Source organism: Streptomyces sp. NPDC037389, from assembly GCF_040636475.1.
GTDB classification, from domain to species: domain Bacteria; phylum Actinomycetota; class Actinomycetes; order Streptomycetales; family Streptomycetaceae; genus Streptomyces; species Streptomyces hesseae.
This window is the reverse complement of sequence record NZ_JBEZUS010000010.1, coordinates 207972-232734: the sequence shown is the minus strand read 5'-3', so window position 1 is coordinate 232734 and position 24763 is coordinate 207972. Positions and strand designations below refer to the sequence as shown.

Sequence of the window (24763 nt, the reverse complement as noted above, 5' to 3'; positions counted from 1 at the left end):
CCTTTCTGCGGTGGGGGTCTCAGGGGTCAGCGGTGTCCGTCGGCGAGGGCCTTCTCGGTGGCGGCGCGCACCGCCGCCTCGGCCGCGCCGGTCAGCGGCAGGCGGGGGTGGCGGGTGGGGCCGCCGTGGCGTCCGGCGATGTCCATGGACAGCTTGATCGCCTGGACGAACTCGGTCCTGGAGTCCCAGCGCAGCAGCGGGTGCAGGGCCCGGTACAGCGGCAGGGCCGTGGTCAGGTCCCCGGCGACGGCGGCGCGGTAGAGCTCGGCGCAGGCGGCGGGGAGGGCGTTGGGGTAGCCGGCGACCCAGCCGACGGCCCCGGCGACGGCGAGTTCGAGGAGGACGTCGTCGGCGCCGATGAGCAGGTCGAGCCCGGGGGCGAGCTCGGCGAGCTCGTAGGCGCGCCGGACGTCGCCGGAGAACTCCTTGACGGCCACGACGCGGCCCTCGGCGTGCAGCCGGGCGAGCAGGGCGGGGGTGAGGTCGACCTTGGTGTCGATGGGGTTGTTGTAGGCGACGACGGGTATGCCGGCCCGGGCGACCTCGGCGTAGTGGGCGCGTACGGCGTCCTCGTCGGCCCGGTAGGCGTTCGGGGGCAGCAGCAGGACGGACCCGCAACCCGCCTCGGCGGCCTGGTCGGCCCAGCGGCGGGCCTCGGCGCCGCCGTAGGCGGCGACGCCGGGCATCACACGGGCGCCGTCGCCGGCCGCCTCGACGGCGGTGCGGACGACACGGGCGCGCTCGTCGGGGGTGAGGGTCTGGTACTCGCCGAGGGAGCCGTTGGGCACGACGCCGTCGCAGCCGTTGTCGAGGAGCCAGCGCACGTGCTCGGCGTAGGCGTCGTGGTCGACGGACAGGTCCTCGCGCAGCGGCAGCGCGGTGGCGACCATGATGCCGCGCCAGGGGTGGGTGGGGGTCCAGGAGTTGACGGTCATGGTGCGGTGGGCCTTTCTGTGTCCGGCTGATCGGCGGGTATGTCGATGGGGCCGTCGGCAGGCAGGGAGCCGAGGGCCCCGAGTGGTACGGGTACGGCCAGTGGCCTGCGCTCGGCGGACGGCGGCACGGTCCCCTCCGCCGTGCCACCGTCCGCCGTGCCGTCCGCCGCCAGGCAGGCGACGGCCGCCCCGCACATCCGCCCCTGGCACCAGCCCATGCCGGCGCGGGTGAGGAGCTTGACGGTGCGGGCATCGTGGGCGCCGAGGTCGCACACCGCCTCGCGGACGCGGCCGGCGGTGACCTCCTCGCAGCGGCAGACGTCGGTGTCGTCGGTGAGCCACCGCGTCCAGCCCCGGCCGGGGGCGTGGGCGGCGGCCATGGCCTCGGCGAAGGCGCGCAGCCGGGCCCTGTCGCGGCGCAGCCGCCGCGGCCGGGTGCCGCCGGTGAGGAACGGGCGGCCGCCGAGGCGGGCGGCGACGGCGAGACCGGCCAGCTCGCCCTCGGTGCGGGCCAGTTCCCAGCCGCCTGCGCCGCCCGGTTCGCCCGCGGCCCACAGGCCGGGGACGGAGGTGCGCTGAAAGCCGTCCAGGACGAGCGCGGCGGTGCCGTCGGGGGTGCGGCGGGTGGCACAGCCGAGGGTGGTGGCCAGTTCGATCCGGGGGACGAGCCCGTGGCCGACGGCCAGCGCGTCGCAGGCGACGCGGCGGCCGGTGCCGGGCAGCGGCCGCCAGTGGCGGTCGACGCGGGCGATGGTGACGGCCTCCACACGGTCGGTGCCGTGCACCTGGGTGACGGCGCTGCGGGTGTGCACGGGGACGCGGTGGCGGAGCAGCGCCGTGCCATGGGTGGCCGCTTCGAGGAGCTTGTGGGGGTTGGTGGCGAGGGCGCGGGGGTGGCGGGCGTAGCCGGCGTAGCCGGAGGCCTCGACGACGGCGGGGACGTCCGCCCCGGCGGCGGCGAGCGAGGAGGCGACGGCGAGCAGCAGCGGCCCGCTGCCGGCGACGACGACGCGTCCGCCGGGCAGGACGAGCCCGGACTTCAGCATGGCCTGGGCTCCACCCGCGCCCACGACGCCGGGCAGGGTCCAGCCGGGGAAGGGGAGTTGCCGTTCGTAGGCGCCGGTGGCGAGCAGGACGGCGCGGGCCCGTACGGTCACCGGTTCGTCGGCCTCGCCGTCGGCGCCGGTGAGGGCGTGCACGGTCCAGCGGTTTTCGGCCTCGCGGGTGACGGTCCACACGTGGTGTCCGGCGAGGTGGGTGACGCCGCCGGCGGCGAGGCGGCCGCGGAGCCGGGCGAAGGCGGGCCAGTCGTGGTGCAGGGCCTGCGGCCGGGTCGCGCCGAGGGCGGGGTCGGGGTGGCGGAAGTACTGGCCGCCGGTGTGCGCGGCGGAGTCCAGCAGGGCGACGGACAGTCCCGCTTCGTCGGCGGCGACGGCTCCGGCGAGGCCGGCGGGCCCGGCGCCGATGACGGCGAGGTCGTACGCCTTGGACGACGCGGACCGCCCGGACGGCGAGGCGGGCGAGGCCGGCTCAGACGGCGAGATCGGCACGGCCGTGTCCCTCCTGGGTGGTGACGCGGTCGCCGGGGCGGGCGGGCACGAGGCAGGCGCGGCGGTTGGGGCGGTCGTTGACGGTGGCGAGGCAGTCGTAGCACTGCCCGATGCCGCAGAACGCGCCGCGCGGGCGCCCGCCGTCGCGGGTGGTGCGCCAGGCGAGGATGCCCGCCGCCCAGAGCGCGGCGGCGATGGTCTGGCCGGACAGGGCGGGGACGGCGCGACCGTCGAAGGTGATGGCGAACGGCGGGCCGGGGTCCGCCCCGACGAGGTCGGCGGGGGTACGGGCCACTGCGGGCCTCCTCTCGGGGGGACGAGCACGGGGACGGAACCCTGGATGGACGGGTGGCGGGCGACGGACGACGGACAACAGGCAGGGGGCGACGGACGGCGGGCAACAGACGGCGGGCGACGAGGGCCGAGCGACGAGCGTCACGCGGCGGGAGCGAAACGACCGGGCTCGAACGGCCCGGCGTCGAGCGGGGGTTCGGCGCCCGTGAGGAGCCGGGCGATGATCAGGCCGGTGGCCGGGGCGAGGCCGATGCCGGCGCCTTCGTGGCCGCAGGCGTGCAGCAGCCCGGGTACGTGCGGGTCGGCCCCGATGGCGGGCAGGTGGTCGGGCAGGTACGGGCGGAATCCCGCGTACGTCCGCATCGCCCGCACCCCGGCCAGGACCGGGAACAGGGCGGTGGCCCGGGCGGCGAGGAAACGGAGCGCCTCGACGGACAGGGTGCGGTCGAAGCCGACCCGTTCGCGGCTGGCGCCGATGAGGACCGGGCCCGCCGGGGTGCCCTCGACGACTGCCGAGGTCTGGAGGGCCGCCGAGTCGCTGGCGACGTCGGCGACGTAGTCCGCCGCGTACACCTTGTGCCGCACCAGACGCGGCAGCGGTTCGGTGACGAGCACGAAACCGCGGCGGGGCAGGACGGGCAGGTGGGTGCCGGCGAGGCGGGCGAGTTCGCCGCCCCACGCACCGGCCGCGTTCACGACGAGCGGGGCGCGCACGGTGCCGGCCGGGGTGCGGACGCCGCACACCCCGCCGTCCGGGCCGGTGAGGATCGCGGTGACCTCCTCGCCGGTACGCACCCGGGCGCCCGAGGCGCGCAGCAGGTGGGCGGCGGCGAGGGCGGGCTGGACCTGGGCGTCCTGGGGGTAGTGGAAACCGCCGGCGAGGCCCGGGGCCAGGTGCGGCTCCAGGTCGGCCAGGCGGTCCGCGGGTATCTCGTGGGCGGTGACGCCCGCCGTCGTCTGCGCCGCGGCGAAGTCCCGCAGCGCCTTCATGCCGGCGTCGGCGGAGGCGACGACCAGGCCGCCCTTGGGCTCGTACTCGACACGTTCCGGAAGCTGTTGCGACAGGTCGTGCCACAACTTGGCGGATAACAGGGCGAGTTCGAGTTCGGGGCCGGGCTCCTTGTCGGAGACCAGCAGATTGCCCTCGCCCGCCCCCGTGGTCCCGCCCGCGACGGGACCACGGTCGAGCACGGTGACGGAGAGGCCGTGGCGGGCGGCGTAGAAGGCACAGGCCGCGCCGACCACGCCCGCTCCGACGACGATGACGTCCGGGGAGTCGCTCATGAACACGGCAGTAATATTTCACATTGCACTGCCGGTGCCAAGGCCTTGCCCGGGCATTTCCGCCAAGGCCTCACCCATGCCTTCCCGGGATCAGCCCTGGGTCAACTCCCCCATCCACTCCTCGATTCCGTCCGGCGTGCGCGGCAGCGCCCCCGACATCAGCCGCGCCCCCTCGGCCGTGATCACCAGATCGTCCTCGACCCGCACCCCGATGCCGCGCAGTCCGGGCGGCAGCGTCTCGTCGTCGGGCTGGAGGTAGAGCCCGGGTTCGACGGTGAGCACCTGCCCCTCCTCCAGGACGCCGTCGAGATAGGCGTCGGCCCGGGCCTGGGCGCAGTCGTGGACGTCCAGGCCGAGCATGTGGCCGCTGCTGCAGAGGGTGTAGCGGCGGTGGAAGTCGCCCTCGGCGCCGGCCAGTACGCCCCACTCGGCGAGGCCTTCCGCGATGACCCGCATGGCGGCCCGGTGGAAGTCGCGGAAGCTCGCGCCCGGTTTGAGGGCGGCGATGCCCGCGTCCTGGGCGGCGAGGACCAGCTCGTACACCTGGCGCTGGACGGGCGAGAAGCGGCCGGAGAGCGGCAGGGTGCGGGTGATGTCGGCGGTGTAGAGGGTGTCCGTCTCCACGCCGGCGTCCAGCAGGAGCAGTTCACGGGGATTCAGGGGGCCGTCGTTGCGTATCCAGTGCAGGACGCAGGCGTGGGCGCCGGAGGCGGCGATGGTCTCGTAGCCGGTGCCGTTGCCCTCGGCCCGGGCGCGCAGGCCGAAGACGCCCTCGATCCAGCGCTCGCCGCGCGGGTGGGCCAGGGCGCGCGGCAGTGCCCGGACGACGTCCTCGAATCCGGCGGTGGTGTGGTCCACGGCCAGTTGGAGCTGCTCGACCTCCCAGGCGTCCTTGACCAGGCGCAGCTCGCTGAGGACGGCGGCGAGTTCGGGGTCGGTGGCCGCGTCGCGGCCCGGCGGCAGCCGGTCGGGGGCGCCGAGGGAGGCGCAGCGGATGCCGGTCATGCGCTCGGCCTCGGCGAGGTCGGGGCGCCGGCCGACCCAGAACTCGCCGTAGCGGCGGTCCCGGTAGAACTCCTCGCCGGTGCGCGGCGAACGGGGCCGCACATGGAGGACAGCTTCGTGGCCGTGCGGCCCGTCGGGCTCCATGACCAGTACGTGGCCCGCCTGTTCCTCGCCCGTCAGGCCGGTGAGCCAGACGTACGCGCTGTGCGGCCGGAAGCGGTGGTCGCAGTCGTTGGAGCGGACCTTCAGCTCCCCCGCGGGGACGATCAGCCGCTCGCCGGGGAAGCGGGCGGACAGGCGTGCCCGGCGGGCTGCGGCGAGGTCCGCGACGGGCAGCCGGATGCCGGCGGGCAGCGGGGTGGCCGCCCAGTCGCCGGCCATGAAGCGCTCGAACTCCACTGATACGGGCAGGTCGTGACTTACCGTCCGCAGCGCGGTGGGCGCCGGTTCGTTCATGGGACTCCTCCTCGGGCACAGGTGGGTAACGGAGCGGCTGACACCTTGTCAGTGCAATTTCACATTACTATGTTACGGGTCACATTTCAGCCAGCAGTTCGGCTGTTCGACTGTTCACGGAGTGACCACTGATGAACAAGCGCACCCGTACCGCTCTCGCCGCCTCCCTGGCGGCCGCCCTCGCACTCGGCGCCTCCGGCTGTTCCGGCGGAAGGCACGCGAGAGGAGGAGGCGGGGACGGCACCGGGCATCCCGCCGTCGCCGGCGAAGGCACCGTGATCGGCGGCACGCCGCAACGGGGCGGCACCCTCACCGTCCTCTCCAACCAGGACTTCACCCACCTCGATCCCGCCCGCAACTGGGTCATGAGCGACATGGACTTCGGGACGCGGCTGCTCTACCGCACCCTGGTGACCTATCAGGCGGCCCCCGGAGGGCAGGGCGGCCGCCTCGTGCCCGACCTCGCCACCGACCTCGGCACCCCCTCCGACGGCGCCCGCACCTGGACGTTCCACCTCAAGCGGGGGGTGATGTACGAGGACGGGTCGCCGGTCACCGCACAGGACGTCAAGTACAACGTCGAGCGGTCCTTCTCCCCCGACCTGCCCGGCGGCTCCGACTACGCCGCCCGCTATCTCGCCGGCGCCGAGGGCTACCAGGGCCCCGCCCGGGGCAGGCACCTCGACTCGGTCAGAACGCCCGACGACCACACCATCGTCTTCGAACTGCGCAAGCCCTTCGCCGAGTTCCCAGACGCCACCGTGATGCCGGCCTTCGCCCCCGTGCCGCAGGCCCGGGACAAGGGCCCGCAGTACGACAGCCGTCCGTTCTCCTCCGGGCCCTACAAGATCGATTCGTATGCGCGGGGCAAGAAACTGGTCCTGGTCCGCAACGAGCACTGGGACGCGAGGACGGACGAGGTGCGCAAGGCCTATCCGGACCGGCTGGTCGTGGTGATGGGCCTCAAGGCGAACCAGATCGACGACCGGATGATCGCCGACCGGGGCGCGGACGCCTCCGCCGTGCCCTGGTACGCGCTGCGGCCGGAGAGCGCGGTCAAGGTGCTGCCCGACGCGGCGGTGCGCAAGCGGCTCGTGGCCGAGTCCACCAGCTGCACCGACATGGTCCAGATGCACACCGGCCGACCGCCCTTCGACCATGTGAAGGTACGTCAGGCGGTGCAGTACGCCCTCGACCGCGACGCGGTCCGGACCGCGTCCGGCGGCCCCGCCTTCAGCGACCTGTCGACCGCGTACATGCCCGCCGCGCTCTTCGGCGGCAAGCAGCCGGACACGCCGGGGATACCCGCCGCGGGCGACCCGGCGAAGGCACGGCAGCTGCTGAAGGAGGCCGGCAAGCCGGACGGCTTCACCACCAGGATCACCGTCTCGTCCGGCGACAAGGGCCGGGCCGAGGCGATCCAGCAGTCCCTGGCCCGGGCCGGCATCAAGGTCACCATCGAGACGGTCGACCCCTCCGCGTTCTACGCCACCATCGGCGACACCGAGAACCGCACCGACATGGTGTACACGGGCTGGTGCCCCGACTACCCGTCCGGCTCCACCTTCCTGCCCTTCGTCTTCGATGGCCGCTACATCAAGGAGAAGGGCAACTCCGGCAATCACTCGCTCTTCCGTGACGACGCGACCATGAAGCGGATGGACGAGATAGCCGCCATGACGGACACCGGGCAGGCGGCCACCGCCTGGCAACGGCTGGACGGCGACATCCTCGCCAAGGCCCCGGCCGTGCCGGTGCTGATCCGCCGGTGGCCGCTGGTCGTCGGCGGCAACATCGCGGGCGCCTACGGGCAGACCTCCTTCGGCGGCCAGCTCGACTACGCGTCGGTCGGCCTCAAGGACCCCGCCAAGAGCCGGAGCTGAGAGGGCGCCCCACGATGACCACCACCACGACCCCCGCCCCGGCCGCCCTGCCCGCGGGCAGCGGCCCCTGGCAGCTCGCCCGCGCGGAGCTGCGCCGCCGCGCCTCCGTACAGATCTCCCTCGGCGTCGTCGCGCTCTTCCTGCTCATGGCGGCGGGCGCCCCGCTGCTGAGCGCGCTGTGCGGCTTCTCGCCCGAGGAGTTCGACAAGACCGCCGTCGACCCCTACCTGGGCGGCCAGCCCATCGGCCCGCTCGGCGGGATCTCCGCCGACCACTGGCTCGGCGTCGAGCCCGTCACCGGCCGCGACCTCTTCGCCCGCGTCGTCCACGGCGCCCAGGTCTCGCTGCTCATCGCCCTCACCGCCACCGCGATCGTCGTCGTCGCCGGGACGGCGGTCGGCATCGCGGCGGGCTACTTCGGCGGCCGCACCGACGCCGTGCTCTCCCGGCTGATGGATCTCACCATGTCCTTCCCCTCCCTCATCTTCATGATCGCCATGCTGTCGGTGGCGAAGGACGTCAACCGCGTCGTGCTGATGACCGCGGTCATCGGGCTGTTCGGCTGGCCCGGCGTCGCCCGGGTCGTGCGCGGCCAGACCCTCTCGCTCAAGCGCCGCGAGTACGTCGACGCGGCGCGCGTCAGCGGCGCCGGGCCCTGGCGGATCCTCACCCACGCCGTCCTCCCCGGCGTCTCGGGACCCGTCATCGCCTACACCACCCTGATCGTCCCCGGCATGATCGCCACCGAGGCGGCGCTGAGCTACCTGGGCGTCGGGGTCCGCCCGCCCACGCCCTCCTGGGGCCAGATGATCGCCGAGAGCGTCGCCTTCTACGACACCGACCCCATGTACTTCGTCATCCCGAGCACCTGCCTGTTCCTGACCGTGCTCGCCTTCACCCTGCTCGGCGACGCGCTGCGCGACGTCCTCGACCCCAGGAGCGCCCGCGCATGATCCTCTACCTCGGCCGCCGGCTCCTCGGCGTCGCCGGCGTGCTCGTCGCCGTCGCCGCCGTCACCTTCACCATCTTCTACGTCCTGCCCTCCGACCCCGCGGCCGCGGCCTGCGGCAAGTCGTGCAGCGCCGAGCGGCTCACCGCCATCCGCGCCCACATGGGCCTCGACCAGCCGCTGTGGCGGCAGTTCGCGGACTTCGTCACCGGCATCTTCACCGGCCGCACCCTGGGCACCGGCCAGTACACCCTCCACTGCGGCTTCCCCTGCCTCGGCTACTCGTACGAGAACTCCGAGGCGGTCTGGGACCTGCTGATGGACCGGCTGCCGGTCTCCGCCTCGCTGGCGCTGGGCGCCGCCGTGCTCTGGCTGCTCCTCGGCCTGACCGCCGGGGTCACCGCGGCCCTGCGCAAGGACACCTTCACCGACCGCGCCCTGATGGCCGGGGCCGTCGCCGCCGCCTCGCTGCCGGTCTACTTCACCTCGATGATGCTGATCTACGGGCTCATCCGCACGGCCGGCCTCCTCCCGTACCCGCAGTACGTGTCCTTGGGCGACGACCCCGTCCACTGGGCGTCGAACCTGCTGCTGCCGTGGCTGGCGCTTGCCGTCCTGTACGTCGCCATGTACGCCCGCCAGAGCCGCGGTTCGATGATCGAGGCGATGGCGGAGCCGTACATCCGCACCGCCCGCGCCAAGGGCCTCCCGCGCCGCACCGTCGTCGTCAAGCACGGGCTGCGGGCGGGCATGACCCCGATCCTCACCCTCTTCGGCATGGACCTGGGCGGGCTGCTCGCGGGCGCGGTCATCACCGAGTCCATCTTCGGGCTGCCGGGGATCGGCCGGCTCTTCTACGGCGCGCTGTCCACCGGCGACCAGCCGGTCGTCCTCGGCGTCACGCTGCTGGCCGCCGCCTTCATCGTCGTCGCCAATCTGGCCGTCGACCTGCTCTACGCCGTCGTCGACCCGCGAGTGAGGTACTGATGACCGCCGAACGGCCCTTGTTGTCCGTCACGGACCTGACCGTCACCTTCCCCACCAGGCACGGACCGGTGCGGGCCGTCGACTCCCTCGGCTTCTCGGTGCACCGCGGCCGGACCCTCGGCATCGTCGGCGAATCCGGCTCCGGCAAGTCCGTCACGTCCCTGGCGGTGCTGGGCCTGCACTCCGCAGCCGAGGTCACCGGATCCGTCGTCCTCGACGGCCGCGAGCTGGTCGGCCTGCCCGAACGCGAGCTGAACCGGCTGCGCGGGCGGCGCATGGCGATGGTCTTCCAGGACCCGCTCTCCAGCCTCCACCCCTACTACACCGTCGGCGAGCAGATAGCCGAACACCACCGCGTCCACTTCGGCTCCCGCCGTGCCGCGGCCAGCAGACGGGCCGTCGAGATGCTCGGCGAGGTCGGCATCCCGGAGCCCGCGCGCCGGGCGGGCGAGTATCCGCACCAGTTCTCCGGCGGGATGCGCCAGCGCGCGATGATCGCGATGGCGCTGGCCTGCGAGCCCGACCTGCTCATCGCCGACGAGCCGACCACCGCCCTCGATGTCACCGTCCAGGCCCAGATCCTGGAGCTGATCGCCCGGCTCCAGCAGGAGCGCGGGCTCGCCGTCGTCCTCATCACCCACGACCTCGGCGTCGTCGCCCGCATCGCCCAGGACGTGCTGGTGATGTACGGGGGCCGGACAGCCGAACACGCGTCGGTGGACGCCCTGTTCGCCGCCCCCGCCCACCCGTACACCCAGGGCCTGCTCGACTCCCTCCCCCGCCTCGACGACACCGGCGACGCACCTCTGCGGGCGATCCCCGGCAACCCGCCCTCACTGCTCGCCCCGCCCCCGGGATGCCCCTTCGCACCGCGCTGCCCCGTCGCGGCGGCCGCGACGGACGCCGAGCGGCGCCGGTGCGAGGAGACCAGGCCCGAGCCGGCGCTCTCCCACGGGCGGCTCGTCGCCTGCCATCTCCCCCTGCGCTCCGGCGCCGACGCCCGCGGAGGTACCCGATGACCGCGCCCGCCCGTCCCCTGCTCTCCGTCCGCGACCTGACGGTGACCTTCCCCGGCAGGCGGCGCCGCACGGCGCCCGTACGGGCCGTCGACGGCGTCTCCTTCGACGTGGCGGCCGGTGAGACCCTGGGCCTGGTCGGGGAGTCCGGCTGCGGCAAGTCCACCACCGGCCGCGCGATCGTACGGCTCCTGGAGCCGGCCTCCGGGTCGATCGCCTACGACGGCCGGGACATCAGCCGCCTGCGGCAGCGCGAGCTGAAGCCGCTCCGCAAAGAGCTGCAGATGGTCTTCCAGGACCCGCACTCCTCCCTCAACCCGCGGCAGACGGTCGCCCGGATCATCGCCGACCCGCTGCTGGTGCAGGGCAGTCCGGCGGCGGACGCCCGGAAGCGGGCCGTGGAGCTGATGGAGCTGGTGGGGCTCATCCCCGAGCACATCGACCGCTACCCGCACGAGTTCTCCGGCGGCCAGGCCCAGCGCATCGGCATCGCCCGGGCCCTCGCCACCGGCCCCCGGCTGATCGTCGCCGACGAGCCGGTCTCGGCCCTCGACGTCTCCGTACAGGCCCAGATCGTCAATCTCATGGAGCAGCTGCGGCGGGAACTCGGCATCGCCTGCCTCTTCATCGCCCACGACCTGTCCGTGGTCAAGCGGGTGTGCGACCGGGTCGCCGTCATGTACCTGGGGCGGATCGTGGAAGTCGGCGACAGGGAAAGGGTGTACGCGGCCCCCGCACACCCCTATACGCAAGCCCTGCTCTCGGCGGTCCCCCTGCCCGACCCGGCCGCGGAACGGGCCCGCGAGCGGATCGTGCTCCTGGGTGACCCGCCGAGCCCCGCGGCTCCCCCGCCCGGCTGCGCCTTCCACCCCCGCTGCCCCAGGGCGCGGGACGTCTGCCGGAGCGAGGCCCCGCTGCCGAGGACCGTGGTGCCGGGCGAGGCACGGGAGGTGGCCTGTCACTTCCCGGCGGTGGGAGCCGAGGCGCTCTGAACAACGGCCGGTCCGCACGCGGCTGTGCCCTGGATCCCTCCGTGGATCCAGGGCACAGCCGTGTCCGGCGCGTGCCGCTCACGTCCTGGTGACGCGCACCGTGTCACCGCGGGAGCCGGAGGTGAGCACGTCGATGCGCACGCCCGCGGCGGGGTCCGTGAAGGACTGACCCGCCCGGTAGGGGGCATCGTCCAGCGGCCGGCAGCCGCTCGGCGGGGTGGCGCCGGGCCGGGCGTCCATCACGCGGATGGGGCCCTTGCCGGTCTCCACGGAGGAGTCGACCTTGTACACCAGCGCGCCGGTCGCGCAGGCGCGGGCGTCCGTCCCGGTCGCCCGCCGTGACTCGACGACGTACGCGGTCGTGGGGCCGGTGCGGACGACGGCCATCTTGGTGCCGCCCACGTACTCGACGGCGGTCAGGCGGACGGTGTCGCCGCCCCTGGACGCCCGGCAGACGACCTGGCCGTCCCGGGTCCAGCCGAGCTTCCACGACTGCCAGGCGAAGTACTGCGGCGCGGCCCCGCCGATCAGGCCCATCACGTCCCACCCGCCGGCGAAGCGGTGGGCGTCACCGCCCGTGTCGAAGGCATAGAGGTCGGGCAGGCCGAAGGTGTGGGCCGTCTCGTGGCCCACGATCCTGGGGCCCCAGTGCCAGATGTCCTGGCCGAAGGTCACCGCCCACTTGATCCGGTGCCCGTCGGCCACGACGCCGGGCGTGCCGGGCTCGTAAATGTAGGTGGGCGAGAAGGAGATGGCGGAGGCGTTCCGGGTCGGCACGACGTAGACCGTGTCGTACCGCGAGAAGTCCACGTGCGGGTCGGCCGCGGTCACGGCGTCCTTGACGTATGCCTCGTGGGCTTCGTGGCTGAGCCCTCGGGCCCAGCCGTAGTCCGCGGCCGCGTGGGGCATGCGCACCCAGCGGCGGTACTGGGTGAGGGCGGGCCACGCCTTGCCGTAGGAGGCCTTCCGCATCCAGTCCGCGCCGGGCGTGATCCCGGCTGCGACGTCGGCCGGGGACTCGGTGGCGGGCGCGTCGGGGAAGTCGACGAAGATCATGGCGACCCGGACGGGCCCGGAGGGGCGTTTGAAGACGGAGTAGTCGGTGTCGTGCCCTTCGTCGGTCCAGCCCGTGGTGCCGGGCAAGGCGCACGCCGAGGGTCTGTCGTGTGCCGCCGTGCCCGCCGAGGCGGGCGGGGTGCACAGGAGGAGCAGGGCGGCTGCCGACGCCGTCGGCAACAGTGCGGACCGTGCCGGTCCGGAGGAAGGGAATCTCCTCATGGGTCGTGAACTCCCCTCGTACTCACGTGTGATGTTTCGCATAAGGGTGCTGACGACCCGGGCCTGTCGGGAAGCTCACGCCCGTTCATAACATCCGCGGCATGGATCTCGAGTTACGGCACCTGCGGGTGGTGTGCGCGATCGAGGAGGCGGGCAGCCTCACGCGTGCCGCGGCGTCGCTGGGCACGACCCAGCCCGCGCTGAGCGCCCAGCTCCGGCGGATCGAGGCGATGCTGGGCGGGGCACTCTTCGACCGCGGGCGCTCGGGTGTCGCGGCCACCCCGTTCGGGGAGCTGGTCCTGGCCCGGGCCCGTGCCGTCCTGCCGGGCGTCGACGGTCTGCTGGCCGACACCGCCCGGGCCGCGCGCCACCGGGCGGCTCCGGACCGGGTGCGCGTCGGGTCGGTGGGCGCGCCGCTGCTGGGCCATCTGATCCTCACGATACGCGCGCTGCTGCCCGGGGCCGAGGTGACGGCACGCTGTCAGTACGCCCCCGCGCCGCTGCTCGACGACCTGGCGGCCGAGCGCCTGGAGGCGGCCGTCCTCGGCGACAGCCCGGGGCAGGAGCTGTCGCCGCCGGGCGGCGTCGAGTTGCACCCGCTGGTCAGCGAGCCCGTTTTCGCGCTGCTGCCCGCCGCTCATCCGCTGGCCGCCCGGGAGGAGGTGAGCCTGGGCCGGCTCGTCGAGGAGGAATGGGCGGTGCCCCGTCCCGACAGCGACCGGACCCGTGAATACTGGTCGACCGCACTGGCCCTGACGGGCCGTCGGCCGCGCACGCCCTATGAGGCGGAGGGCCGGCAGCTGATCGAGATCGTGCGGTCGGGGCTCGCCGTCAGTCTGTGCCAGGCCACCTTCCTGGAGGTGCCGGGCGTGGTGGTGCGCCCGCTGGCCGGCGCTCCGCTGTGGTACCGCCATGTGCTGGGCTGGCGTCGCGACGGTCCGCTGGCCGGCCGCGGCGGGGAGATCGTGCGCAGGGTCGGCGCGGACTATCTGGCGGCCTGCGCGAGCAGTCCCGTATATGCCCGGTGGCGTGAACGTCATCCCAGGTCAGCGCAGTTGGCACGGTGATCCGAGACGTCGCCCGAACTCCTGGAATCCGACCCCCCGTCTCACCCCTTCCGGAAATCGGATGGTTCTGAGGGCTTGTCAGTGCCATTTCACATTACTACGTTACACATCACATGGCGTCTCACCGGTCCCCCACGTACCGCCTGTCACAGGGCGGTTGATGTCCGGTGCGTCGTCGTCTTCCGGCGTGCGCGCTGCCTGTCGTCGCACGCCGCCGCTCCACCTCCCACACCTCCCACACCTCCCACAGGAGTTCATCGGTGTTCCACTCCACAACCGTGCGCAGATCCCTGCTCACCACCGCCATAGCAGTGACCCTCTGCGCCACGGCCGTCCAGACCGGCCACGCGGACTCCCCCACCCCCGCGAAACCGGCCGCCGCCCCCACCGCGGCCGTACGCTCCGACGCCCTCACCCCCAACCCCTTCGACGAGGTCACCCGCCTCGCCAAGGCACCGAAGCCCACCGGTCAGCCGCCCGCCGCGCCGGGCGGCCTCACCGACGGGCACGTGCCCGGGCCGCAGAAGGGCAAGGACGGCAAGGCCTCCGCCAAGGGCTCGGCGAAGTCCGTCGCCCCGCGCGTCACCGTCGGCGGCACAAGCGTGCCCTGCACCGTCGACGGCATCTCCCGGCTGAACCCCGAGCAGTTCGCCGACTTCCTCATGGACCCGGCCGTCACCGCCGACGGCTGTCTGCGCGAGGTCCTGTGGACGTGGGACTCACGGATGCCCCGGGTCTTCTCCAGGGAGAACGTCCGCGCCGTCGCCCAGCGCGCGGAGCGCTACGGCTACTGGCACGACGGGAAGAACACCTCCCACCTGCTGGAGATGTTCACCTACCTCCACGCGGCGGCCTACCACGACTTCTCGCACGACGAGATCGACCTCTCGGACGCGACGACCGTGGAGGCCGTCCGCCGCGCGGTCCACTACTTCGGAAGCGGCTCCCACACCTTCGACGCCACGCGCGTCAACGGCGAGACCCTGCGCGAGGCCCTCTACGCCGCCGGCACACCGCAGTTGCGCCAGTACCAGCTGCCGCTGATGAAGCGGGTGCTGGCCATGATGGACGGCTCCCACCCCGACACCGCCAAGGACCCGGGCTGGGGCGGCGCCGCACTCGGCGCGCTGTCCGTGGGCTACCTGGGCGTGTACAACGACGACCCGGCCTTCGACGCGGCCGTCGCCGCCGACCCCGCCTACCGGTCCGCCCTCAAGGCCTTCGCCGGATACACCCACCTGAAGGGCACGGACAACGCCTGGGTCGTGCGCGACGCGCTCAACGAATACGGCCGGCTCAGCCAGGTCGACGCGGTGAAGAGCGAGATCACCTCCTCCCTGGGCGGGCTGCTGGACACCGTCGTCCGCAACTTCGGCCAGGGCAGCGAGCCGTGGGGCAAGACGGTCGGCTGGCTCAACACCCTGGGCCTGTGCAAGCAGTACGGGGTCTGCAAGGAGGACATCGAGCGCCGCCTCTTCCCGTCCGCCTACACCTACGACAACGGCGGCATCAAGGTCCGCACCGCGCTCGACCGGGCCGCCGTCGACCGGCTCTACTACGCGAGCAAGCAGGTCAAGGCGCAGTTCCACCGCGTGCTGGGCACCGAGCGGCCGCTGGCCGGCGACACCAACTCCACGCTGAACATCGTGCTGTACGCCTCCCGCTCGGACTACGAGATCTACCACCCGCTCCTGACGGGCATGAGCACGAACAACGGCGGCATCTACATCGAGAACGGCGCCACCTTCTACACCTACGAGCGCCGCGTGCCGCAGGACTCCACACTCACCCTCGAAGAGCTCTTCCGTCACGAGTACACCCACTACCTCAACGGCCGCTGGGCCGTGCCCGGCAGCTTCGGCGAGGGCCCCTGGTACCGGAACGACCGCACCACCGCCATGGACGAGGGCACCGCCGAGTTCTTCGCCGGCTCGACCCGCGACGGCGGCATCAAGGTCCGCAAGTCGCTGGTGCAGGGCATCGTCAACGACACCGCGGGCGGCAAGCCGCGCATGTCCGTCGACCAGCTGCTGCACGCCGAATACGACCGCGACGGCTTCCGCTTCTACAACTACGCGGGCACGTTCTTCGAGTACCTGTGGAGCGAGCGGCCGTCGCTGCTGCGCGAGATGTACGACCGCCTGCGGGCGAACGACGTGGCGGGCTACGACGCCTGGCGCGACCGCATGAGCCGCGACGGGTCCGTGCAGCGCGGCTACGACGCCTTCCTCGACCGGCAGATCGGCAAGGTCAAGGACCTGTACGTGCCGTCCACCACGTTCACCCCCGTGAACCGGCTGCGCGACGCCTCGGCCGCGGCCGTCCGCTCGTCCTTCGCCGCCGCGACGGGCCAGACGCCCGACTGCCGGGCCGCGGGCTCCCCCGACCGGCCGCGGTTCGTCTGCACCGGCCGGATCACCGCCAACCTGAGCAGCCCGGGCGACTCCGACGCGGTCTTCAAGGACATGTCCGGGACGGTCGACTACTTCGTCCTCGACCGCGCCAAGGCGGGATCCACCAACCTCGCCGACATGAACTGCTCCTTCGGCACGGTCGACGTGTGGCCGGGCCGCGCCGCGGGCACGGCGGACTACAGCTGTGAGGGACCGCTGCGCGGCTGACCCACCCGGGTGACGTCGCCCCCGCCGGGCCGGGGGCGACGTCCGGACATCTTCCTCCGGAACGGGAATAGCCGCATGCTTTTCGGTATTTGATGGGACGGCACGCGCGGTACGGATCCGCGCGGGGGTTCCCGGACGGAGAAAGGGACGATGACATGCCACTGAAGGGCGAGTACGAGCCGAGCCCGGCCGAGTGGGTGCGGGACCAGGTCGAACTGATCGAGAGCTCCGGGGGTGCCAAGGGAACGACCCTGCGGGGTATCCCGGTCATTCTCCTGACGACCCTGGGCTCGAAGAGCGGCAAGCTCCGCAAGACGCCGCTGATGCGGGTGGAGCACGAGGGCGTGTACGCCGCCGTCGCCTCGAAGGGCGGCGCCCCCAAACACCCGGTCTGGTACCACAACCTTGTCGCCGACCCCCGGGTGGAGCTGCGGGACGGCACGCTGCACCAGGACATGACGGCCCGTGAGGTCACCGGCGAGGAGCGGGCCCTGTGGTGGGCGCGGGCGGTCGAGGTGTGGCCGGACTACGCCGGCTACCAGGAGAAGACCTCTCGGGAGATCCCCGTCTTCGTCCTGGAGCCCTCCCTCATCGCGCACTGACGCTCCTCCCGGCGGCGGGAGCGGTACCCGGCTCGGGTGGCATGGGACCGGGACGTCCGGGCAGACGCACGACGAACTGTCGTCCAGGCCCACCCGGAGGAGATTCCATGCTGCTCGCCCACCCTGCCGTGCTCGACGAGCTCGTCCGGCGGTACACAACGCTCGAGCGCGCACTGGCATCGGGTGCCGAGGACCCCACGAACCGGCGGCGGCTGGAGGACGTCGTCTACACCCTGTGCGTGTCGACGGGCACCCGTGACATCGACGCGGCCCTGGCCGCCGCGCGACGCCGGGTGCCCGGAGCGGGCCGGGCGGCGGACTGACCCCCGCCACCGTCGGCGCGGCGCTAGCAGGCCTGGACGTACCAGACCGGTGCCCAGTCCCCGTTGACCGGGCCGTAGGGGGCCGGCGGAGTGGTGTAGATCGGATTGCGGCTCTTGCCGTACATCCGGGCCCGGGTGCCGCTGGACTGGTTGTTCTGCCAGGAACCACCGCTGTTCCAGCCGTCCGGGATCTCCTGCTGGACTCCGCACTTGGAGATGTTCCACTGGTCTCCGGAGCGGTTGGCGCCCTTCCAGCCGCAGAAGTACAGATACGGGCAGTCCACCGAGAAGGCCGCCAGGGCGCTCGCGGGGGCGGAGCGGTCCAGCGCGCCGTTCAGCTCCCGCGCGTACGTCTCGCCGGGCACCGTGACGAGGATGGTGCCGCCCTTCGCGGCGATCTTGTTGAGCGCGATCCGGCGGCCGCCCGTCGCGTCGAGGTACGCGGCGACGCGCTGCTGGAGCCCGGCCGTCTGGGCGGCCGTCAGGCCGGCGCGGACGGCCTGGTCCGCGAAGGCGGACCGCGTGTCGGCGGCGCTGTTCGTCGGCACGATGGCGGCGGACAGTCCGGCGAAGGCCACGGCCGCGGCGAGCGCGGCTCTGTGGGATGTGCGCATGGGTCCTCCAACCGAGGGACGGGTGTGCGCGTGCGGGCGGTTGCCCCCTGCTGCCTACCGCAGCTGACGCGCGCGTGGCCAGGGCGAGGACCGGCCGGGGCGGGCAAACACGCCAGGTGTCCACCAGGGTTCATGCGGCGCACCCCGGGTGACGGCGGCGGCAAGTCGGCCGGATCGCCGCCCGGGACGCGGTCACGGGCGGTCGCGGTCGTGGTCGCCCGTCCTCCCGGCCGTCCCGGCCACGTCCGCCAGGTGGTCGTCGAGGGTCCGGCGGGGCAACCAGCCCTGGGCGCGTGCCTTGCCGGTGTCCAGGACGACCGGGTGGGCGAGCTGGTCCACGGCGTAGCGCGAGAGCGCGGCCTCGGCGTCCGGGCGCAGCCGCGCCGCCGCCTCGGCGGCACGGGCGGCGGACCGGGCCAGGCCCAGCGGCAGATGACGGATCCGGGCCCGGACGCCATGGGCCCGCAGCACCCGGCGCAGGGCCGCGTCGCGGCCGTGGGCGACGGCGTCGGCGATGTTGTAGGCGCCCGGCGGCCAGCCGGGGGCGGCGAGCGCGGCGTCGGCGAGGTTCTCCACCGCCGTCAGGCTCAGCGGTACGTCCGGGCCGGGCAGCAGGAGCGTGCCGGCGCGGACGCGGGAGCACAGCCGGGGCAACAGGTGGGGGTCGCCCGGGCCGTAGACGGCCCGGGGCCGCAGGACGACCGCGCCGGCGTCCAGGGCGAGGCGCTCGCCGGCCGCCTTGGTCCGGCCGTAGGCGTTGAGCTGGCCGGAGACCGGGTGGTCCTCGCGGACCAGGGAGCGGTCGGCTCGGGGGTCGTAGACGCTGGCGCTGCTGATCCAGACGACGGGGCGCCCGGCGGCGGCGTCCATCAGGCGGGCGGTGCCGTCGACGTTGACGGCGCGCATCAGGGCCTCGGCGCGGGAGCCGGGGGCGGGGTCGCCGACGGCGGCCGCGCAGTGGACGATCACGTCGGCGCCCGCGAGGCCGGGCGCCTCGCGCGCGGCGTCCCAGGGGACGTGCCGGCCGACGGGGCCGGGGCGGCGCCCCACGCACACCACGTCCGCGAACCGGGCCGCGGCGAGGGCGATGTGGGATCCGCAGAAGCCGCTCGCCCCGGTGACGGCGATACGGAGCGACGGCGGTGCCGGGCTCATACCGGCTCCGGTGCGGGGTTCGCGTCCGGCCGGACGACCAGCGAGCGCCAGCCGGGCAGCGCGGCCCGGCGGTCGGCGCGAGCACGGACGACGACGGGGCGGTAGGGGGCGAGGGCGTACAGGAAGTCCTCCAGCTGGACGGTGGCGAGCCGGGCCCCGGGGCAGGCGTGCGGTCCGGCGCCGAAGACGAGCCGGGACAGGGCGGGTTCGGCCGGGTGGTGGCAGTCGGGGTCGTCGGTGTGCGCGCGGACGGCGTGACGGGCGACCAGCAGCAGCCGGTCGCCCGCCCGTACGGGGCGGCCGCCCAGGGTGCCCGGTCCGGCCGCGACGCGGGGCAGCAGCGGCGACGGCGCGGTGACGCGCAGCAGCTCCCGGGCCAGGGCGGGGCGCAACGTGTCGTCGGCCGCCCGGTCCCACCAGCCGGCGTCCGCGCACCAGGCAGCGGCACGGGGCAATGCGGCGACGACGGTGGTGACGGAGGCGACGGCGAGCATCGCCCGGGCGGCGGCGTCCTCGGCAGGGTCGCGGCCGGGTTCGTGGAGCATGTCGCGCAGCCGCCGCGCGGCGTCCACGGCGCCGTTCCCGGAACGGGCCCAGGGCCGGGGCAGGGAGGGGAGGTGTTCCCGTACGGCCGCCGCGGCGGCACCGGCGGCGGCGTCGGCGAGCCGCAGCGGGTCGGCGTCCACTCCCAACAGGGCGCACGCCGTGACCCCGGCCGCCTCCCGGGCCAGGGCCACGAGGTCGACGTCCCGCCCCTCGGCCAGCGGGGCGAGGCCACGCGCCAGCGTGTCCTGCCACAGCGGCCGTAGGCGGGCCACGCCCGCGGCGGACAACCCGTCGGCGAGCCCTCGCCGCGCGGCGCGGTGGGCCGCGCCCTGCTGGTCGAACAGGACACCGCCGGTGAGGGCCCCATCGCCCGGCTCCAGGGCGGACCGCGCGGCCCGCCCGGTCGTCCCGGCGGCCGTCCGGTCCAGCGGCAGACGGGTCAGCGCGTGCCGCAGGGCGTCGACGTCGTGGACGAGCACGGTCCGGCCGATGCGGAGGACCGGCTTGTGGCGCGCCACGGCGAGCAGGGCGAAGAGGACGGGATGCCCCGCCCGGTAGACCCACCGGTCCCGCCTGCGTGCGGCGCCCGCACCGCCCGTTCCGGCCGGGGCGCGGCCCCCACCGCTCCCCCGAGGCGGCGCCGTCACCGCACCCCACCCGCTCCCCGCCCCGCGAGCAACGCCGCCGCCTTCCGTGCGGCGGCCGCGCGGTCCGGCTTGCGGGAGCGGCCCGCGAGAGGGATGTCCGTGAACAGGACCGCGTCGGGGTGGGCCGTGCCCATCCGGGCGAGGGGCGCCGCGAGCGCGGTGCGCAGCGTGCTGGGGTCCGTACCCGGCCGGGGCTGGACGAGGGCGGCGAGCCGTTCGTCGCCGTCGGGCGCGGGGACGCCGACGAGCAGGGCGAGTTCGACGCCGGGGACGTGCAGGGCCGGTTCGTACAGACCGGGGTAGATGTTCTCGGCGCCGCGCAGCACCATGTCCTTGCTCCTGCCCTCCAGCACGATCCGGCCCGCGTCCATGCGCGCCCGGTCACCGGTGCGGACCCAGGGGTCGGGGTCCTCGCCGAGGTAGCGGTGGCGGGCGGCGGCCCCGGACAGGAGCAGTTCGCCGCCGGTGTCGCGGCGGGCTTCGACGCCGGGCAACGGGGTGCCCACGATGTCGCCGTCGCCCGTGAACGCGGCCTTCTCGGCCTGTTCCACGGCGGCGGCCGGGAAGAGTTCCGTCAGGGCGTAGACGCCCCACGCCTCGGCCGCCCCGGCGCGTTTGACGCGCGTGAGCAGTTCGGCGCTCGCGGGCGCCGAGCCCGTCCAGACGCCGCCCGTGAAGGCGGCGCCGACGCCGAGCGCCGCCCGGAGTTGCGGGGGTGTCAGGTACGTGGCCTGGGGGCGGAGCCGGGCCAGTTGGCGGGCGAGGACGCGCGGCCGGCGGGCGGGGAGCGCTACCGGGGCGCCCTGGGCCAGGGACGGGACGAGGACGAAGAAGGTACCGCCGAGCACGGGCCGGCCGGGGCGGGGCGCGACGAGTCCGGTGACGGCGCGCATGCCCGCCGCGAGGGAGGAGCGGGTGTGCACCACGGCGCGCGGTCGCGCGGTCGTCCCGGAGGTGAAGACGACGGCCGCGTCGCCGTCGTCGTCCGGCCGCGCGGGCAGGGCGGTGCGCGGCGCCGTGAGGTCCAGGGGCACGGCGCAGCCGGGGAGCCGGGGGCCGAGGGTGGCGACGGGGCCGAGCTCGCCCAGGTCGGGGAGGGCGAGGCGGACGCGGCGGGCCAGGGGCCGGGCCCAGCCGGCGACGGCCTGGGCGGTGGCGTCGGCGAGGACGAGGCCGGGCCGGGCCAGGGCGAGGCGGGCGCGCAGCACGTCGGGGCCCGCGCCGGGGTCGAGGACGGCGGCCCGCAGGCCCAGCCGGTCGGCGGCGAGGAGGACGGCGAGGGCGCGGGGGCCGGGGCGTACGGCGACGCCGATGGTGTCGCCGGCTGCGAGGCCCCGGGCGTGGAGGGCGGCCGCGTAGGCGTCGGCGAGGTCGGCGAGGTCGCCCCGGGTGGCGCGGACGCGGATCGTCCCGGTTCGGGTGGTGGTGAGGACGGCGGGGTGGTGGGGGTGGCGGCGCAGGGCGTGGTCGAGGCGGTCGAGCATCAGCGCGGGTCCTCCCCGAGCGGGCCGCAGCCCTTGTCGAGGTACCAGCGGGCGGTGCCGGCGAGGCCGTAGGCGCGCAGGCGCCGGGTGGAGTTCTCCACGACCATGTCCTTGGCGTGGGTGATGGCCGTGGTGTGGCGGCGGACGCGGTTGAGGAAGGCCCGGTCGGTGGGCGAGGGGCGCCGGGGCATGCCGCCGACGGTCAGATAGAGCGCGGCGGTGATGGCCATGTTGTTGCCGGCGTGCATCCGGTAGGGGGCGAGGTAGCCGTGCCGGCGGGCGTGGGCGGGGCGCAGCCGGCCGAAGGCGGCGGCGAGCGCGACGGCGGCGCGGAAGGCGGCGCGGCCGAGGGGGCCGTGTTCGTCGCGACGGGCGTCGATGCGGCCGCAGACGAGCCCGGGGCCGGGGCGCCGGGTGAGGGCGGCGTGCGCCGCGGCGGTCCAGGCGGGCCGGGGCAGGCAGTCGGCGTCGGTGCGGGCGAGGTAGGCGGCGCCGTGGTCGATGGCGTGGCGGAAGGCGGTGTCGACGGCGCAGCCCACGCCCTTCTCGGGCTCGTCCAGGACGTGGACGGGGAAGGGGGCGCGGGCGGCGAAGTCCCGGGCGATCCGGCCGGTGCCGTCGGTGGAGGCGTTGTCGACGACGACGAGCGTGAAGTCGCGGTCGTGCTGGGCGGCGAGGGCGCGCAGGGTGTCGTCGATGCGGGCCTCTTCCTGGTGGGCGGGGACGACGACCCACAGTTCGGTGGTCACGCGACCGCCTCCGACTTCTCCCAGACCATGGTCATGACGCTGATGCCGCCGCCGAGGCCGACGAACAGGACGCGGTCGCCGGGGGCGAGTGCGCCGTGGATCCGGTCGAGCTGGACGCCGAGGGTGGCGCTGGCGATGTTGCCGAGTTCGGGCACGGTGAGGACGAGCTTGTCCCGGGGGACGCCGCTGAGCTCGACGAAGCGTTCCAGGTAGGGCAGGGTCACCTGGTGGACGAGGACGTGCCGGTAGTCGTCCCAGTCCAGGCCGGTGCGGTGGCGTACGCGGTCGAGGACGGCGGTGCCGCTCTTCTCGAACACCTCGCGCAGTTCGCGGCCGTCGCCGTGGAAGTAGGTGTGCTCCTCGGAGCGCGGGTGGCGGGAGCCGCCGCCGAAGATGCCGCCGACGGACCAGTGTTCGGAGTGGGTCTCGGTGCCGACGTCGAGGATGCCGCCCCGGTCGACCGGTTCGATCACGACGGCGGCGCCGGCGTCCCCGAAGGTGTAGCCGGCGAAGCCGTCGCGGAACTGCTCGGGGCCGGCGGGGGCGCGGCGTATCGCGCGGCTGGGGGTCTCCCCGGTGACCACCAGGGCGCGCCGGGCACGGCCGGCCAGAATCATGGCGCGGGCCGTGTCGATGCCGTTGAGGAAGCTGTTGCAGGCGTTGCTGACGTCGAGGGAGTGCGCGGTGGAGCCCAGGGCGGCCTGGACGATGTGCGCGGTGGCCGGTTCGGCGACATCGCGCGTCGCGGAGGCGTATATCAGCAGGTCGATGTCGAGCGGGTGGAGGCCGGCGGAGCGCAGGGCGCGGCGGGCCGCGCCGAGGGCGAGCGTCGAGGCGTACTCGCCGTCGGCCGCGACGCGGCGGGTGACGATGCCGGTGGTCCGCCGGAAGAGCCCCCGGGGCAGCGGGAGCCCGGCGGCGCGGGCCACCTCCTCCTGCAATCGCTCGGAGGTCAGGGTCCGTTCGGGCAGGTACGACCCGGTGGCGGTGATGCCGGCCCCGCCCCGGGTCCGGCACACGGTCTTGCTGTTCTCGCACATGCCGTCAAGCTTCCGGTCCCTCCCGGGTGACGGCGTGAGTACGCGTACTCAAGTGCGGCTGAGGAGATCAGGCAGAACGGTGGGCTCCGCTCTGAGCTGCGGATACGGACGGATACGGACGGGTACGGGGCGCGCGGGTCAGTCGCAGCGGGAGGTGGCGCACAGCCGCCACTGGCCGGGCCAGTCGGGGGCACCGCCGCCGGGCGCGTTCTCGGTGATCGTCCAGTAGCGGTCGCGGTTCCACTCGCGGGCGGTCACCTTGAGCCGCTTGTCGGGCAGTTCGGTGACGGTGCTCGGCTGGCTCAGGCCGACGTCGGTCTCGGGGACCTTGCCCATGGGGGCCGGCGGCTGCCAGACCCCGTCGTCGGGCGACTGGGTGCGCGACTCCATGCTGCTCTGCGTGGAGCGGGAGGAGGCCATGGCGACGAGCGTGCCGTCGGAGCGGGTGAAGAGCACGAGGAAGCCGTGGTAGGGGAACGGGGTCAGGCCGAAGCCCTCGGGGGTGGACCAGGCGCCGCCGTCCGGGCCCTGGACGGAGTGGCAGAAGCCGCCGTGGTCGAGCCAGAACAGCTCCAGGCCGCCCGCGGCGTTCTCGGTGGCGGTGAGGAAGGAGGCCTTGGGGCCGACGGTGCCGGCGCTGACGCGCTCCCAGGCTCCGTAGGCGCCGCCGGGCCCGCTCTGCGCGCGGTGCCAGACGAAGGGCAGGCCCTGGGTGGCCGTGCTGTCGTAGAACGCCTGGAACTGGTCGACGCGGCCGTCGGACCGGGTCACGGAGACCGGGTCGCCCGCCGCGCCCCCGGCCACGCCCCGCGCTCCGTTGTCCATGGCGCAGCCGCTCGCGGCGGTGGCCCGTGGGCCGGGCGGCGCCGCGGGGGCCGGCGGCGCGACCGCCAGGACTCCGGCGCAGGCGAGGGCCAGGGCGGCGACGGCACGTAAGGAACCCTTGAGTGATCTCCCCATGGCCAACTCCTACCCCACCAGGGCCACTTCACACACCAGTTCGCGGCGGGACGGACCAGGGAACGGCCGCCGCCGGCCCGACGACAGCCGGACGGCCCGGCGGAATTTTAAATTCCATTAGGAGTCGATATTTTGACCCTTCGTCAGGCGTGCACCCGCGCATTCCCGTTCCGGACTTCTTGTGAGCAGCCTCACGGGATCTTCCATGACATCCGGGACTTCCGGGGTGATACAAATGAGCCGCGCGACCGGGGGAAAATCGGGGGGACCGGCTTCATGCCGGACGGTTATTTCACACGCAAGCACTTTCGCTTGCCTTCACGGAT

22 protein-coding genes are annotated in these 24763 nt (G+C 74.2%); 9 read left to right on the top strand and 13 right to left on the bottom strand.

The window, feature by feature from the left end; all coding sequences use genetic code 11:
* Positions 1-26: 26 nt before the first annotated feature.
* From AB0E98_RS23360 to AB0E98_RS23340, 5 genes are all read right to left on the bottom strand, one after another.
* Positions 27-935, bottom strand: coding sequence for a dihydrodipicolinate synthase family protein (locus AB0E98_RS23360; RefSeq protein ID WP_361705709.1), 909 nt, complete (start codon positions 933-935; stop codon positions 27-29).
* Positions 932-2485 carry an NAD(P)/FAD-dependent oxidoreductase gene (locus tag AB0E98_RS23355; RefSeq protein ID WP_361705707.1) on the bottom strand — a complete coding sequence of 518 codons (1554 nt, stop codon included), beginning with the start codon at positions 2483-2485 and terminating at the stop codon, positions 932-934. Before AB0E98_RS23355 ends, AB0E98_RS23360 begins: the two co-directional genes overlap by 4 nt.
* A complete protein-coding gene (locus AB0E98_RS23350) occupies positions 2466-2780 on the bottom strand; it encodes a (2Fe-2S)-binding protein (RefSeq protein WP_361705705.1) in 315 nt (104 codons plus the stop codon). The genes AB0E98_RS23355 and AB0E98_RS23350 overlap by 20 nt, the downstream gene beginning before the upstream one ends.
* A 140-nt stretch (positions 2781-2920) precedes the next feature.
* Positions 2921-4069: an FAD-binding oxidoreductase gene (locus AB0E98_RS23345; RefSeq protein ID WP_361705703.1), complete on the bottom strand. Its 1149-nt coding sequence runs from the start codon at positions 4067-4069 to the stop codon at positions 2921-2923.
* An 84-nt stretch (positions 4070-4153) separates the two neighbouring features.
* The gene (locus AB0E98_RS23340) at positions 4154-5524 is read right to left on the bottom strand and encodes an aminopeptidase P family protein (RefSeq protein WP_361705700.1); all 1371 of its coding nucleotides are present in this window, start codon (positions 5522-5524) and stop codon (positions 4154-4156) included.
* 131 nt (positions 5525-5655) lie between these two features.
* On the opposite strand from AB0E98_RS23340, the gene AB0E98_RS23335 reads away from it, so the two are divergent.
* From AB0E98_RS23335 to AB0E98_RS23315, 5 genes are read left to right on the top strand one after another with little or no spacing between them, the layout of a single operon-like run.
* Complete coding sequence (locus AB0E98_RS23335) at positions 5656-7407, top strand: ABC transporter substrate-binding protein (RefSeq protein ID WP_361705698.1); 1752 nt, start codon at positions 5656-5658, stop codon at positions 7405-7407.
* Between the two features lie 14 nt (positions 7408-7421).
* The gene (locus tag AB0E98_RS23330; RefSeq protein ID WP_361705696.1) at positions 7422-8360 is read left to right on the top strand and encodes an ABC transporter permease; all 939 of its coding nucleotides are present in this window, start codon (positions 7422-7424) and stop codon (positions 8358-8360) included.
* Positions 8357-9343 (top strand): ABC transporter permease, encoded by a 987-nt coding sequence (locus tag AB0E98_RS23325; RefSeq protein WP_361705694.1) that lies wholly within the window; start codon positions 8357-8359, stop codon positions 9341-9343. The genes AB0E98_RS23330 and AB0E98_RS23325 overlap by 4 nt, the downstream gene beginning before the upstream one ends.
* Positions 9343-10362, top strand: coding sequence for an ABC transporter ATP-binding protein (locus AB0E98_RS23320; protein WP_361705691.1), 1020 nt, complete (start codon positions 9343-9345; stop codon positions 10360-10362). The genes AB0E98_RS23325 and AB0E98_RS23320 overlap by 1 nt, the downstream gene beginning before the upstream one ends.
* Positions 10359-11351 carry an ABC transporter ATP-binding protein gene (locus AB0E98_RS23315; protein ID WP_361705688.1) on the top strand — a complete coding sequence of 331 codons (993 nt, stop codon included), beginning with the start codon at positions 10359-10361 and terminating at the stop codon, positions 11349-11351. Before AB0E98_RS23320 ends, AB0E98_RS23315 begins: the two co-directional genes overlap by 4 nt.
* A gap of 78 nt (positions 11352-11429) precedes the next feature.
* On the opposite strand, the gene AB0E98_RS23310 is transcribed toward AB0E98_RS23315, so the two are convergent.
* A complete protein-coding gene (locus AB0E98_RS23310) occupies positions 11430-12629 on the bottom strand; it encodes a M6 family metalloprotease domain-containing protein (RefSeq protein WP_361705687.1) in 1200 nt (399 codons plus the stop codon).
* Positions 12630-12730: 101 nt separating this feature from the next.
* On the opposite strand from AB0E98_RS23310, the gene AB0E98_RS23305 reads away from it, so the two are divergent.
* The 4 genes from AB0E98_RS23305 (at position 12731) to AB0E98_RS23290 (ending at position 17242) form a co-directional block, all read left to right on the top strand.
* Positions 12731-13696 carry a LysR family transcriptional regulator gene (locus AB0E98_RS23305; protein WP_361705684.1) on the top strand — a complete coding sequence of 322 codons (966 nt, stop codon included), beginning with the start codon at positions 12731-12733 and terminating at the stop codon, positions 13694-13696.
* Between the two features lie 260 nt (positions 13697-13956).
* Positions 13957-16317 (top strand): collagenase, encoded by a 2361-nt coding sequence (locus AB0E98_RS23300; protein WP_361705682.1) that lies wholly within the window; start codon positions 13957-13959, stop codon positions 16315-16317.
* A gap of 155 nt (positions 16318-16472) precedes the next feature.
* A complete protein-coding gene (locus AB0E98_RS23295) occupies positions 16473-16919 on the top strand; it encodes a nitroreductase family deazaflavin-dependent oxidoreductase (RefSeq protein WP_361705679.1) in 447 nt (148 codons plus the stop codon).
* A 107-nt stretch (positions 16920-17026) separates the two neighbouring features.
* Positions 17027-17242: a DUF5133 domain-containing protein gene (locus AB0E98_RS23290; RefSeq protein ID WP_361705676.1), complete on the top strand. Its 216-nt coding sequence runs from the start codon at positions 17027-17029 to the stop codon at positions 17240-17242.
* Positions 17243-17265: 23 nt separating this feature from the next.
* Here the strand turns inward: AB0E98_RS23290 and AB0E98_RS23285 are convergent, their stop codons facing one another.
* The 7 genes from AB0E98_RS23285 to AB0E98_RS23255 form a co-directional block, all read right to left on the bottom strand.
* Positions 17266-17856, bottom strand: coding sequence for a hypothetical protein (locus tag AB0E98_RS23285; protein ID WP_361705674.1), 591 nt, complete (start codon positions 17854-17856; stop codon positions 17266-17268).
* 192 nt (positions 17857-18048) lie between these two features.
* Entirely contained in the window at positions 18049-19011 is a 963-nt protein-coding gene (locus AB0E98_RS23280) for an NAD(P)-dependent oxidoreductase (protein WP_361705671.1), read from the bottom strand.
* Positions 19008-20204 (bottom strand): cytochrome P450, encoded by a 1197-nt coding sequence (locus AB0E98_RS23275; protein ID WP_361705668.1) that lies wholly within the window; start codon positions 20202-20204, stop codon positions 19008-19010. Before AB0E98_RS23275 ends, AB0E98_RS23280 begins: the two co-directional genes overlap by 4 nt.
* Positions 20201-21688 carry a class I adenylate-forming enzyme family protein gene (locus AB0E98_RS23270; protein WP_361705665.1) on the bottom strand — a complete coding sequence of 496 codons (1488 nt, stop codon included), beginning with the start codon at positions 21686-21688 and terminating at the stop codon, positions 20201-20203. Before AB0E98_RS23270 ends, AB0E98_RS23275 begins: the two co-directional genes overlap by 4 nt.
* Positions 21688-22437, bottom strand: coding sequence for a glycosyltransferase family A protein (locus AB0E98_RS23265; RefSeq protein WP_361705663.1), 750 nt, complete (start codon positions 22435-22437; stop codon positions 21688-21690). The genes AB0E98_RS23270 and AB0E98_RS23265 overlap by 1 nt, the downstream gene beginning before the upstream one ends.
* Positions 22434-23477, bottom strand: a complete 1044-nt coding sequence (locus AB0E98_RS23260; RefSeq protein WP_361705661.1) for a ketoacyl-ACP synthase III — start codon at positions 23475-23477, stop codon at positions 22434-22436. The genes AB0E98_RS23265 and AB0E98_RS23260 overlap by 4 nt, the downstream gene beginning before the upstream one ends.
* 138 nt (positions 23478-23615) lie before the next feature.
* The gene (locus AB0E98_RS23255) at positions 23616-24437 is read right to left on the bottom strand and encodes a hypothetical protein (protein ID WP_361705658.1); all 822 of its coding nucleotides are present in this window, start codon (positions 24435-24437) and stop codon (positions 23616-23618) included.
* Between the last annotated feature and the right edge of the window lie 326 nt (positions 24438-24763).

What these genes read in the sequence shown, in the direction of transcription:
- AB0E98_RS23290 (WP_361705676.1), top strand. Translation starts at nt 17,027, where the DNA reads ATGCTGCTCGCCCACCCTGCCGTGCTCGACGAGCTCGTCCGGCGGTAC.
- AB0E98_RS23330 (WP_361705696.1), top strand. Translation starts at nt 7,422, where the DNA reads ATGACCACCACCACGACCCCCGCCCCGGCCGCCCTGCCCGCGGGCAGC.
- AB0E98_RS23310 (WP_361705687.1), bottom strand. Translation starts at nt 12,629, where the DNA reads ATGAGGAGATTCCCTTCCTCCGGACCGGCACGGTCCGCACTGTTGCCG.
- AB0E98_RS23305 (WP_361705684.1), top strand. Translation starts at nt 12,731, where the DNA reads ATGGATCTCGAGTTACGGCACCTGCGGGTGGTGTGCGCGATCGAGGAG.
- AB0E98_RS23280 (WP_361705671.1), bottom strand. Translation starts at nt 19,011, where the DNA reads ATGAGCCCGGCACCGCCGTCGCTCCGTATCGCCGTCACCGGGGCGAGC.
- AB0E98_RS23255 (WP_361705658.1), bottom strand. Translation starts at nt 24,437, where the DNA reads ATGGGGAGATCACTCAAGGGTTCCTTACGTGCCGTCGCCGCCCTGGCC.
- AB0E98_RS23320 (WP_361705691.1), top strand. Translation starts at nt 9,343, where the DNA reads ATGACCGCCGAACGGCCCTTGTTGTCCGTCACGGACCTGACCGTCACC.
- AB0E98_RS23360 (WP_361705709.1), bottom strand. Translation starts at nt 935, where the DNA reads ATGACCGTCAACTCCTGGACCCCCACCCACCCCTGGCGCGGCATCATG.
- AB0E98_RS23285 (WP_361705674.1), bottom strand. Translation starts at nt 17,856, where the DNA reads ATGCGCACATCCCACAGAGCCGCGCTCGCCGCGGCCGTGGCCTTCGCC.
- AB0E98_RS23325 (WP_361705694.1), top strand. Translation starts at nt 8,357, where the DNA reads ATGATCCTCTACCTCGGCCGCCGGCTCCTCGGCGTCGCCGGCGTGCTC.
- AB0E98_RS23260 (WP_361705661.1), bottom strand. Translation starts at nt 23,477, where the DNA reads ATGTGCGAGAACAGCAAGACCGTGTGCCGGACCCGGGGCGGGGCCGGC.
- AB0E98_RS23270 (WP_361705665.1), bottom strand. Translation starts at nt 21,688, where the DNA reads ATGCTCGACCGCCTCGACCACGCCCTGCGCCGCCACCCCCACCACCCC.
- AB0E98_RS23295 (WP_361705679.1), top strand. Translation starts at nt 16,473, where the DNA reads ATGCCACTGAAGGGCGAGTACGAGCCGAGCCCGGCCGAGTGGGTGCGG.
- AB0E98_RS23340 (WP_361705700.1), bottom strand. Translation starts at nt 5,524, where the DNA reads ATGAACGAACCGGCGCCCACCGCGCTGCGGACGGTAAGTCACGACCTG.
- AB0E98_RS23335 (WP_361705698.1), top strand. Translation starts at nt 5,656, where the DNA reads ATGAACAAGCGCACCCGTACCGCTCTCGCCGCCTCCCTGGCGGCCGCC.
- AB0E98_RS23315 (WP_361705688.1), top strand. Translation starts at nt 10,359, where the DNA reads ATGACCGCGCCCGCCCGTCCCCTGCTCTCCGTCCGCGACCTGACGGTG.